This window comes from Haloarcula marismortui ATCC 43049 (assembly GCF_000011085.1).
GTDB lineage: Archaea > Halobacteriota > Halobacteria > Halobacteriales > Haloarculaceae > Haloarcula > Haloarcula marismortui.
The window spans coordinates 142,567-155,300 of record NC_006394.1 but is presented as its reverse complement, the minus strand read 5'-3'; the positions used below and the strand labels follow the sequence as shown (position 1 = coordinate 155,300).

Sequence of the window (12,734 nt, the reverse complement as noted above, 5' to 3'; positions counted from 1 at the left end):
CCTGATAACCTACTATGCAGGAAACTCAGGGAAGTGGACATTTCGTGATACAATTATGCCGATGATACGGGTACAGGACTGGACGAAAGAACAGCTAGAGGAGATCAAGGACGAGGAAGACCACACGTCCCTCGATTCAGTAATCAAGACGCTCCTCAAAGAACGCGCCAACGAAACTACCTCTACAAACGAATGAGCGATACGCCCACAACCACCGGCACGACGAATCGACCGCCGAGTATTTTCGACTCTTGCGAACCTCGCCAGGACGTTCTCACCGGCGAACTCGCCGAGGACCAATTCGCGGCTAGCCTCGCGGACGTCGCCCACAGCGACGACGCTCCTAATGTCTACGCTGATCCTCGACTCTTCTTCGAGAAAACCTACCCCACTAGCGGTCTGCAGGAGCTTCTCACTCGTCTCGCAACCCGTTTCGTCGGCGCACATAACGACGACTACACCGGCACGAACGGCATTCTCCGACTCGACACCAGCTTCGGTGGCGGGAAAACCCACAACCAGATCGCCGCGTATCACCTCGCAGAATCGCCGAGTGCTGTCCCCGATCTGTCTGACTTCATCCTCGACCAAGACATCGCCGATGAGTATACTGACGCCGCCGCACTCGGTCTCGACGTCAACTCAGCCGTCTTCGTGGGCACACACGTCGACGCCGAGGACGCTCGCTCGAACTACGACGACCCTGACGCCCCCGCGACGAAGACGATGTGGGGCGAAATGGCCTACCAGCTGTTCGGGCGGGAAGGCTACGAGTTCCTGCGCGAAAACGACGAGAACCGAACGCCTCCAGGAACGACCAAACTCGAGCGGCTCTTCGAGCGGAACGACAATCCATCGCTCATCCTCATCGACGAGATCGCCGCATATCTCGAGCAAGCTGCCGCTGTCGAAATCGGAGATTCGACGCTCGCGAAGCAGACGAATACCTTCCTGATGTCGCTGCTGTCCGCGACGCAGAACAACGACAAGGTCACTGTTGTCCTCAGTATCGCGGACACCGCCTTCGCCGACCAAGCCGAAGACGTCCGTGGTCTGGTCTCCGAGACCATCTCTGAGTTCAACAGTATCAGCGACCGTGTCGAGGGCTCCATTACGCCGACGGAGGACAACGAAATTGCCGCTGTCCTGCGACACCGCTTGTTCGAGAACGTCGTGGAAGATGGGCGCGATGCGACAGTTGATGCCTACATGTCCCATTATACGGGTGATCGTGACTCCTTCCCCGACAGTGCGACGAACCCGGAACACCGAGACCGCCTCGAAGACAGCTACCCGATTCATCCGACGGTCATCGATACACTCACAGAGGAACTGGATTCCCTCCCGTCGTTCCAGCGCACTCGTGGTGCGCTCAAGCTCCTCTCCCGCGCAGTCTACCGCCTCTGGCAGCACCAGAGCGACTACCAAGAACGCCACTTCGTTCGTCTGTTCGATATGCATCCCTCCGATGGGGACGTTCGTTCGACGCTTCTCCGGCTGTTCTCGTCGGTCGACATGGACTTCGAGGCCGCGATCAAGGCCGACATCTTCTCGGAAGATGGCACGGCGAACGCAGAGGAAGAGGACCGGAATTGGGTCAAGAACGGACACCCCCCACTCGGAACACATCTGACGACGGCAATCCTCTGGAAAAGCATCGTGAAGGGCGCCGACGGGCGCGGCACTACACGCCGGCCTCTTCGACACGCGATTGCCAACACCGAAGTCGAGCTAGCGCACTACGACGACGCGCTCAATAACCTCCTTGGAGAGGGACGTCGGTCTGCGTGTTTCTACCTACACGGAGACAACGGTGAGAAGATCCAATTCAAGTCAGAGCCAAACCTCACGAAACTCATCGATTCCGTCGTCGAGCAACTGCAAGACGGGCTCGCCCGTCGGCATCTCGAGGAAGCCCTCGACGAGGCGCTCGGTCAGGGCAGTCTGAATGTGATTGTCGGGCCGGAAGAGCCGCACGAAATCCCGGATACGGCCGACGAAGCGCATCTGTGCGTGATGGACTTCGATACGGTCACCATCACGGACTACGAGACCGTCCCCGAGGCAATCCAAACGCTGTTCAAGAATACAGCATCGTCGAGTGGCGGGCAGAAGACGCCACGGGTGTTCAAGAACAACGTCGTCTTCCTCGCCGCGAGCGCGAACGACGTGTCCGACGCAAAGCGGACCGCAGAGCGCGTCGCTGCCATCAAACACATCCAGAATAACCTCGGCGACCAGTACGAGCTCAACACCGAACAGCAGGACAAGCTCGGTGAACGCCTCGATAGCGCGAAGGGCACGCTCGATCAGGACATCAAAAAGGCGTATACGCATCTCTACTTCCCGACTGGAGACGGCCTGGCTCATCGGAACGTCACTACCGACAGCACCATCCATCAGAGTGTCATCGAGAAGCTCGATGAAGCAGGCGCGATCATCCCCGAAGGAGAGGACGCCTACGGTGTTGACTGGTTCGAGGCGACGATCTGGAACGTCGGATCGACCTCGATGACGACGAGAGCAATCGAAGAACAGTTCGGGAAACGTCAGGATGCGGAGATTCTCCTGTCACCCATCCCACTGCGAAAGACGATCGCCCAGCTCGTCCGTGAAGACGGGTACGCCTACTGGGACGAGGAGCAGAAGACCGGGTACTACACGCCCGAAACGACGCTCACGGCAACTGATCACGAACTCGACGACGCGAAGAATCTGCACGCGGGCCTCAGCTATCAGGACGTGAAGCTCTCGCAGTCGCACACACTCTATACCTCGCTTGATGAGCTGGTCGACGACGTCGGGAGTGAAATCGACTGGGAGGAACTCGACGAAGACGAAGAGGAAGAGGACGAGACCACTGACGACGATGAGGAGGAGACTGGCGGCAGTAGCGGCGGCGGTTCAGGTGGCGATGACGAACCTGAGCCGTTCAGTAAACTCATCGAAGTTCGAACCTCCGAGCCCGCACACGTCTCTCGGGCCCTGCAGGAAATGCGGGCTGACATCGCGGACGAACTTACCAGCGCCCGCGAGGAGTACGACGGACACCCTGACGAACTGACGCCCATCGTCGAAGGCGTCTGGATCCATCTGGACGGGGCTGATGCGTGGAAGGGCGCGTGGTTCACTGCGAACAAACTCAGCAACGATGAGGACTTCGCAGAGGACACGACGATGGACTTCGATTATGAAGCCAACGACGGAGCCGACTCGAAATCAGAGTTCGAAGTCGATTTCAATGGACGCCCGGAGGTCTTTGCGAGCCACCTCAGATTCAACATGGAGCCGGAAGATCTCGCGAATCCGGATGGCGGTCGTACCGCTGAAGCCGAGTTCGCGATTGAGTTCGACGAGGGCGATGACCGTCTCTATGGCGACACCTTCGACCTCCTGGACGAGCTCCTCGCGGTCGACAACGCATTCACCGTCACGATGCACACGCAGATCCGTGTGATCGAATCCAGCGAGGTGACTCAAGTATGAGCCAGGGCATCGCCGAGGGGAATTCGTTCGCCTTCACCACCGGCGCCTACGGGAATCGACCGACGTTCGTGTTGACGCGTGATCGGGTCGACGACCAGCACGAAATCACGCTCTACGAGCTGGCGCCCCGTGATATCGCGACGGCTCGACGAGAACGGTTCGAGAGAGTGCAAAAAGCGGTAAGCGTCTCAGTACGTGAACTGGAGGAGGCCATTGTCGGCGACCGTTCTCCGTCCGAACTCCCCGGGGCAGATGACGCAGCGTACGATTGGGATGACTGGTGTGCGATTCGTATCGCGACGTTACGCGGCGGGGCGTTCAACGAGGTTAGTTTCCTCATCGAATCCACCTTCCGTGAGCTGAGTCTTGATCCCGAGACCGTCTGTACAGGCGACCCCGCAAGCGTCAGTCTCCCCGAAGCGGCCGGTGTTCGGCTTTCGATCGCGTTCCGTGCGATGAAGCCAATGCGACGCCGGGACCGTCTTCGTGAAGTCGCAAAGGGAATCGACCAGATGAGCCTGGGTGAATGCTACTACTGGCACGCTAAGGCTCGCTCGCCGTCCTCGCCCAGCGGTACGAAAGCACTTCGCGTTTTGCTCGCCGACCACATCTAACGAGATTTCGATATTATGAGCGACTCCCACACGACATCCGAGACCGAATCTGAATCTGACGACGAGTACACCTCGCTGGCAATCGAGGGCGAACTTCCCCTGAAGGCAGTGGGGATTGAGAATCTCAAGGAAGCGAATCCGAAGCACATGCCGCCGCACCGGTACATCCACCCGTGGTTCGCTCGCCGCCCCACCCCTGCGGCTCGTCTGGCGATTCTTGGATCGGTAATGGAGGAGGGAACGAGTGCGGATGAACTGCTGTCGCTGATGCAGATCGGGCCAGACGGTCTAGAAGAGAACATCAGCGAGTACGTTCAAGAGCGCAAGACGACTGAAGGACAGCGTGACGGGACACTCGGCGAGTGGTACGGCTATCCGAGACCGTTCACACAGTCTCCGACCGAAGACGAGCTGGCAGATCTACATACCTCGTTGCGAGAGACCTGGGATGGCGAATTACCGACTGTTCTAGATGCGACTGCTGGTGGCGGAGTGATTCCCTTCGAGTCCATCCGCTACGACTTGCCCACCATCGCGAATGAGCTGAATCCCGTCCCGTCGGTGATCCTGAAGGTGATGTTAGAGTACGCGCCGGAGGTCGGATCGCTCGAAGATGACCTCTACAAATGGCGCGACCGAATCCAAAAGAAGGCGAGCGAGGAGCTCGACGATCTGTACCCTACGAAGCGGGATGGCCGTGAAGTGCTGGCATCGGCCTGTACGTACCACATTCAGTGTGAGTCCTGTGCTGGGACGGTCCCGTTGATGCCGAAGTGGTGGCTCCACAAGCGTAGCGCCGGCGAAGGCGTCGCGATCAAACCACACTACGAGAACGGGGACGTGTCGTATGAATGCGTTGAGCTCACAGAGAACTCGAACACTGACTTCGATCCGTCGGAGGGGACAGTATCGCGCTCGGACGTAGAATGCCCCCACTGTGGTGTGATTACCGAGTACGAAGAGACTCGGGAACTGCTGAAGAACGGCGAGTTCGAGTACCAGATTTACGGTGTCAAGTACGACGATCCCCGTGGTGGTTCAGGGTATCGGGCGGGTGACGACCTCGACCAGCAAGCCCTCAAGCGCGCCGAAGAGCGTATCGAATCCGACTTCGAGCTGCTCACTTTCCTGTCTGAAAAGGTCGAAGTGAGTAGTCGTATCACCGATCCGGCGACTTACGGGATGGAGGAATGGCGAGATATCTTCAATCCGCGTCAGCTGGTCTCCCATTACGAGTACTGTAACGCATTTCGAGAATGCGCTGAGGAGATTCGTGAGGAATACGATACACGCGAGGCAGAGGCCATCCTGACGATCCTTACGATCTCTGCCAGTAAGATGATTGATCGGAACTCTCGAATGTCTCCGTGGGACACAGGAAGAGGATATCCTGCGAATATGTTCATGTCTCACAACTACTCGTTCCGTCGAGTGTTCTGCGACAACAATTTAGTCTCTGAAACGATGGGGTACGAAGATACCTCGCGGAAGGTGATCGACTGTTACGAGCAGCTCGTTGAGATGGCTGCGGGCCGAGACGCAGCAGAGGTGTACTGTGGGGATGCAGCTGATCTCACGTCGAAAGTCGGAGAGGGTTCTGTCCAAGCTGCAGTCGTTGACCCCCCATACTATGATAGCGTCATGTACGCCCAACTCGCAGATGGCTTCTACGTCCTGCAGAAGGCGTACTTGAGCGACGTCCATCCCGAGTTCTTCACCTCAGAACTAACCAACAAGTCTGACGAAGCTGTTGCGAATACCTCCAGATTCGAAGGACTGGAAGGTGAGAAGTCAAAGAAGCAACTCGCAAAAGAGGACTACGAAGAGAAGATGGCAGAAATCTTCTCTGAACTCTACGAGACTCTTGAGCCCGGCGGCGTCCTGACAATTATGTTCACACATAAGGAGACCGACGCCTGGGATACGCTGTCGATGTCGCTCATCGAAGCCGGGTTCACAATTACCGCGACACACCCGATCACAAGTGAAATGCCAAACCGCGTCGTGATGCGCGGGAGCCAGAGTGCTGACAGCACAATCCTCCTCACGGGACGGAAGCCGTTGCACGAGAAGGAGGATACTGGCGGGGCGACGCTCTGGGACGATGTGAAATCTGAGACACGGTCCGAAGCAAAGAAAGCTGCACGAGAGCTTCTGGACTCCGGTCTGAGCCTCACCAAGACGGACACGATTATCGCAGCGTTCGGTCCAACTCTACGCGTCTTCGCCGATAACTACCCCGTCGTGGATAAGAAGGGGGAGGAAGTCCCGCCCCGCGACGCACTTTCAGCCGCCCGCGACGCCGTCGCGGAAGTTCTCGCCGAGCGGTATCTGGACACGAAAGGCTTCGACGATCTTGACGGGCTGACGCGCTGGTACGTCCTCTCTTGGCTAATTTACGAAACAGACACGATGCCCTATGACGAGGCTCGACAGCTCGGAATCGGCGTCGGTGTCAACATCGACGACGTGAAACGGGACACCAAAATCTGGGGGAAAAGCAGTGGTGATGTCCAGCTCAAAACCCACAGCAACCGAGTACAGGACATCGTTCGTGTCGAAAACGGAGAAGACGTCTCCAGCCGCAAATATCCCGTGAACCCGACTGATGAACGCTTCAGTCACGGCATCGATGCAGTCCATTCTGCCATCCACGTCTACGAAACCAAAGGTCCAGAAGCTGCCTGGGAGTGGCTATCCGATCGTGGTCTGAAGAATGACGAGCGGTTCCGGACCACCGTCACTGCCCTCCTCGAGGTGCTTCCCCAAGAACACGAAACTGCGGAAACCCTTCGCGATATACTCTCGGGGCGCACGGGCGAATACCTCGATATCGACATCAGCAACATCAATCTCAACGTTCGAGGAGAGGACGACGAAGATAATCAGGCAGCACTCAACGAGTTCGAATAAATGACCCTCAGGGACGTCTCGTGGGAGCCGGTGTACGAGAGCGAGTTCCGGACCAACCGGACGCTCATGGAGACGTTCTACCGGCCATTCCTCAACGAGGTTATCCGCTACGACCGGCTGGCCGGCTATCTGAGTCTGCGTAGTCTGGCGCACGCTCTCGAAGGGGTTGACTCCCTCCTCGAGACTGATGGAACAGTACGTGTCATCGCTGGAGCCGATCTCCAGAAGCGCGAGAAGGGAGCGATGTTCCCTGACGCAGATGAACCCCTCGAACCGTGGGTTGAGTCCCAACTCACCATCATCGCGACCCTCCTCGACCGCGGCGACCTCCAAATCAAGGTCGGCGACCCCAAAGGCGGTGACGGACTCTTCCACCCGAAGCTCGGCATCGGTGTCGATCGCGAGGGCAACAAGATCAGCTTCGAGGGAAGTATCAACGAGACGCTCAGTGCGTGGCAGTACAACTACGAACGCTTCAAAGTTCATCGCTCCTGGAGTCGCGGCGAAGCGAAGTACGTCGAGGAAGACGTCTCGACGTTCAACGCACTCTGGAACGGTTTCCACCCCTCCGTCGATGTCTTCGAGCTCGACGAAGCTGCACGCCAGGACCTCATCGACTGGAAGGACACCGATGGAACACTTGAGGAACACGTCGAGCGGGTCCAGAATCACGACCCCCAAACGACGGTGCCCGAAGACGATACCGCTGGCGTCGTCTCGGTCGCCGGACGAACACCGGGAGGAATCCATCTCGCAGAGGAAATCAGTACTGTCACCCCCTGGCCCCATCAGCGAACGATCTCCGATACAGCAGTCAGTATCTACCCGAACAACCTCCTGTTCTGTGACGAGGTGGGCCTCGGCAAAACCATCGAAGCAGGCCTGACCCTCTCACGGCTGATGCAGGTCGGAGAGGCTGAGCAGGCGCTGTTTCTGGTTCCTGCAGGGTTGGTACAGCAGTGGCAGAACGAACTCCTCGACCGCTTCAATATCCACGCCTACTATCACGAACGGTCCTACGACGGTGATTACATGATCGGTCCTCTCGGAGACGCAGAGGACCACCGTATCCCCACATCCGGAGCGGTCGACGCCGATGCCTGGGAGAACACGCCGATTGGTTCGTTCGTTACGGAGAGAGATGAGCCAACCGTCGTAATCGAGTCGTGGCATACCGCCCGCCGCGAAGGTAATCAGGGACACGTCGCCCCACGCATCGACGAGAACGTGTGGGACCTCACAGTCGTCGACGAGGCACACAGTGCTCGCGAGGAGACGAAACTCTACGACCTGCTCGGACAAGCCGAGGAGGCCTCCCGGTGTCTCTACGCTCTCACGGCGACGCCTATGCAGCTGAATGTTGGCGAGCTCTACGATCTCCTTCGACTGTGCGATCTTCCAGAGGGTTGGGACGACAAGGACCGATTCGTCGAGTTCTTCGAAACACGGCAGGCACTCGAGGACAGCCTCAGCACCGTCGGCTCTCGGTATCAGAATATAGCCGATGGACAGCAACAGGTTCTCCAACAGTTCCAGAAAGAGCTCGATCTGGAGGAGGACGAAGGCCGACCGAGAATTGAACGGTTCGGGAAACTCATTCACGAACATCTCACGTCGAATCCCGGCTACGACGAGCAGGCGAAGGCGCTAGTCGAGGCGACGGACACGGAGTCAATTCAACAGCGGAAAGCCCTCGAGAAACTCGTCGGCGTGCGCGAAACCTCCCCTCGCTTTGACGATCCTCGCTCGCTCATTTTCGACTGTGGGCCAACGGAGTGGAGCGCACTTGTGGAAGCTTCTCAGTGGGCGACACCAGTTCAGTCCCGCATCTTCCGGAATACTCGAGCGGTCTTGGAGCAGTGTCAGGATCTGGGGCTCCTCGACGATACGGTTCCGACTCGGGATGTCGAGACAAAACGTATCGAGCTGGGTGACGCAGCCCCGCTGTACGATCAGGTAGAGCAGTATATTGATGAGACGTATAAGCAGTCGCAGAAAATCCTGACAGGGAAGGAGAAGCTCGCGTTGGGCTTCGTGATGACCACGTATCGTCAACGCCTGACGAGCAGTCTACACGCCATCAAGCAGAGCCTCCAGCGCCGGATGGAGAAGCTCGACGAGAAGGTTGAGGACATGACCGAGGAGGTCTCCGAGCTTAGTAGGGACGCCGGAGTGACGGAAGCGACCATCGACGAGGCAATCGGCCAAGCATCCCTCGACGCCTATCAGCCGAGTAGTCGTGGCGCGGCTGACGTGATTCAGGCGGAGCGGACGGCCCTCCAAGAGTTCGTGGACGATCTCAGGCAAGCCCACACCGACCCGAAGGTAGCGCAGCTGCGCCGCGACATTCGCTCACTCCGTCAGAGCGCCCGTGATAACATTATCATCTTCACGCAGTATCACGACACCCTCGAGCATATCCGTGAGACGCTGACAGACACGCATCCAAACGTCGGTACGTACAGTGGTGGTGGCGGGATGCAGTACGACGAAACAACCGGAGAGTGGGTGAACGTCGGTAAAGAGGCGATCAAGCGCGATTTCACTGACGGGGATACCAATATCCTGATCTGTACAGACAGCGCGAGTGAGGGGCTGAACCTCCAAACCGCGGATGCGCTGATCAATTTCGATTTGCCGTGGAATCCGATGCGGGTTGAACAACGCATCGGTCGAATCGACCGTATTGGCCAGAAGAACGAGGTCGTGAAGATCATCAACTACGCCTATAAGGACAGCATCGACGGCGACATCTACGAGGAACTGGAGGGACGGTTACAGCTGTTCGAGAACGTGGTTGGGCCGATGCGTCCGGTACTGAACAGCATCGAGCAGGACATCAAAGACGCCGTTATGGGTAGTTCCGGATCGGATGACACCAGAGAGCCAAGTGAGCAAGTCGTCGAAGAAGCGGACTCACGGGCAAAACGTGCCCAGGAGAAAGCCGAGGAGACCGGGCTAGCAGGTGAGCCAGAAGAGGTGGCGACGAAAGAGGCGATAATCGAGAGTTCCGGACTTGACGGGTGGGAACCCTATTGCTATCCCGCATTCGATGAGATCGGGACCGGTGATCGGTCGTATGAACCGTTGGTGAGCTTGGAGACGATCGAGACGCAGATTACGCAAAGCGACCGCCTCGAAGAGACAGAATGGTCGTTTACTGCCCTCCGGAACCATGACCGCGCCGACGACTTCGAAGATATCGTCGACGATGCATACGTTCTGGAACTGCCAGAGGAGGATGCAGTAGCAATGCCGGAGTCGCTCGGAGAGACAGCTCAGGCAGAGCTTGGAGGGGGTAGCGGTGTTGTTGTGACGTTCAACCCAGAGATTGCTGAGCAGTTCCCGTCGATTCGGCTGCTCCTACCTGGAGATCCACTATTCGAAGCGCTCGTCCGCGAAGCTGCCCCAGCAGAAGTCGATAATGTGGAGTTCGTCTGTGGTCAGCGTGGAGAGAGTGGATCGTCTGTTACCCGAAGTAGTCGGGTCGCCGAAGCCAAACAAGCGACTGTTGTAGAACCAGCTGTAACGAGTGAGAGTGTGAAAAATCTCCTCGGGGGGACGAACTCAGTCTCAGACATTGACGATGCAGAGCAAACTGTACTGAACTGGTTATCCCAACTTCCAGCTACAGAGTAGAGGCACTTTCGGGGGGCAGAGGGCTTTCCGGAAGTTCCCGGAAGCACGAATCTTCCACAAACAAAACCGCCGGACATCACCGTGATTGAGGTAGCTATCAAGCCGTCAAATGGGGTAATTCCGGAAGCAACCCGGTCACGTTTTAGTACTAGCCAGAAAACCAGTCTATCAAGCAACGATGATCCGCGATGCTCGCGTTCTCCGCGCCGGGTTCGTCCCTCGGGAAGTTGAGCATCGCGACGCCGAAGTTAACCACCTCTCCAGCGTTCTTGAGCCCATCACGAACGGAGAACCCGCCGACACGGCCATCGTCACTGGACCCAGCGGCGCCGGCAAGACGTGCATCTCGCAATTCGTCACCGAACGCCTACGTGAGGAGGTCCTCGATGTCGAGACCACCTACGTCAACTGCTGGCGCAACTACACCCGGTTCCGCACGCTCTACCAGATCCTCGACGACCTCGGCGCGACCATCGACATCCACCGACAGTCGACGCCGCACGACGAACTCGTCGACCGCCTCCAGCAGCATGACGGCCCGCGAACCGTCGTCATTCTCGACGAGGTCGACCAACTGGAGGACCCCAGCGTCATCTACGACCTCCACAGCCTCCCGCAGTTCGCGATCATCTGCATCGCGAACAAGGAAGAGGAGCTGTTCAGCCGCGTCGACGACCGCCTCGTGAGCCGCCTGCGCTCCAGCGAACACGTCCGGATGGACAAGTACCACGACGAGCAGCTGTACGACATTCTGAGTGCGCGGGCGAAGTGGGGACTCGATGAGGACGTCATCACCGACGACCAGCTCTACCGGATCGCCGACGCGGCCGCCGGCGACGCCCGCCTCGCAATCGGCATCCTCCGAACAGCCGCCGGCAAGGCCGATCGCGAGAACCATGAGCGCATCACCGACGATATTCTCCTGAACGCCGCCGAGGATGCTCGGGCCCAGATCAAGCAGAAGAGCCTCGACTCGCTCACGCCGCACCAGCGCGTCGTCTACGACATCGTTCGCGAGCACGGCCCGATCGGGCCAAGCGAGATTCACGAGCGCTATTCCGAGGACGTCGATGATCCGCGGACGAAACGGACTATCCGCACGTACCTCTCGAAGATGGAGCAGTACAACCTCCTCGAGGCGGAGGGGACGAGTCGGGACCGAGAGTACTCGCTCGTCGATTCGGCGGCGGCGTCGCCGATGCAGTGACCGTGATGCCGTCAGCTATCCCGAACTGAACTCGCCGAGGCCCGATTGCTCGTGGTCCAGCCGCTCGATGATCTGGGGATCGCCGTTGCCGGGGTTGTTGACCCGCGTCGAGATTTCGTAGGCGTCCAGATCGTCCTTCGGGTACGGCTGGCACAGTTCATTGCGGGTGTCCGGATCTGCGGCGAGCCAGTCGGACTCAGCGTCCTTTGGGAGGACGACCGGCATCCGGTCGTGGATTGAGTTCATCAGGTCGTTCGGCTCCGTCGTGAGAATCGTGACGCACGAGATCGTCTCGTCGTCGCCTTCCCAGACGTCCCAGAGCCCAGCCATCGCGAACGCGGGGTCGTCCTCGCGAAAAATTCGGTATGGCTGTTTCGACCCGCCGTTCGGCGATTTCCACTCGTAGAACCCTGACGAGGGTACGAGGCAAGGACGGGTTTCCCACGCTTGCTCGAAGACACGTTTCTCGTCGGCAGTCTCGGAGCGAGCGTTGATGATGCCCTCCTCGGGCTCGTCCGCCCAGAACGGAATCAATCCCCAGTGGTAGGCCTCGATCTCGTCTGGAGCCTCGTTCGTGACGATGTGGAGGTCGTCGCCAGGAGCGATGTTGTATCGGGGTGTGTACCCGCCGTCCGTGACGACCTCGGCGTCGAAGCGGGCCTCGAGGTCGGCCTGGTCGATGAAGAGCGAGTTTCGGCCACACATACATTTTGATGCAGCTGGTAGAGTCTTCAACGTATCTGAAAGTGTGAAGGGCTGGTTCTGTTACTCCCTCGTTTGATTGTCGATTTGGGTATTATCGGTAAGTCCAGCCAAACGACATAGTACAGGAGAACGTGACCCATCCACCAAATTTCAAGATACTGGTGAAAGAT

The 12,734-nt window shown here is 58.2% G+C and carries 7 protein-coding genes; 6 read left to right on the top strand and 1 reads right to left on the bottom strand.

The window, feature by feature from the left end; genetic code table 11:
- Positions 1-61 precede the first annotated feature (61 nt).
- The 6 genes from RR_RS22920 to RR_RS02255 all read left to right on the top strand — a co-directional run bounded on the left by RR_RS22920 (position 62) and on the right by RR_RS02255 (position 11,859).
- A complete protein-coding gene (locus RR_RS22920; RefSeq protein ID WP_006169676.1) occupies positions 62-196 on the top strand; it encodes a hypothetical protein in 135 nt (44 codons plus the stop codon).
- Complete coding sequence (locus RR_RS02275; protein ID WP_011222498.1) at positions 193-3,486, top strand: ATP-binding protein; 3,294 nt, start codon at positions 193-195, stop codon at positions 3,484-3,486. The genes RR_RS22920 and RR_RS02275 overlap by 4 nt, the downstream gene beginning before the upstream one ends.
- The gene (locus RR_RS02270) at positions 3,483-4,100 is read left to right on the top strand and encodes a DUF7680 family protein (RefSeq protein WP_011222497.1); all 618 of its coding nucleotides are present in this window, start codon (positions 3,483-3,485) and stop codon (positions 4,098-4,100) included. Before RR_RS02275 ends, RR_RS02270 begins: the two co-directional genes overlap by 4 nt.
- A 15-nt stretch (positions 4,101-4,115) precedes the next feature.
- Entirely contained in the window at positions 4,116-7,013 is a 2,898-nt protein-coding gene (locus tag RR_RS02265) for a DUF1156 domain-containing protein (protein WP_011222496.1), read from the top strand.
- Positions 7,014-10,652, top strand: coding sequence for a DEAD/DEAH box helicase (locus RR_RS02260; RefSeq protein ID WP_011222495.1), 3,639 nt, complete (start codon positions 7,014-7,016; stop codon positions 10,650-10,652).
- Positions 10,653-10,830: 178 nt separating this feature from the next.
- Positions 10,831-11,859 (top strand): Cdc6/Cdc18 family protein, encoded by a 1,029-nt coding sequence (locus RR_RS02255; RefSeq protein WP_011222494.1) that lies wholly within the window; start codon positions 10,831-10,833, stop codon positions 11,857-11,859.
- Positions 11,860-11,874: 15 nt separating this feature from the next.
- Here the strand turns inward: RR_RS02255 and RR_RS02250 are convergent, their stop codons facing one another.
- Positions 11,875-12,564, bottom strand: a complete 690-nt coding sequence (locus RR_RS02250) for an SOS response-associated peptidase (RefSeq protein WP_011222493.1) — start codon at positions 12,562-12,564, stop codon at positions 11,875-11,877.
- Positions 12,565-12,734 lie beyond the last annotated feature (170 nt).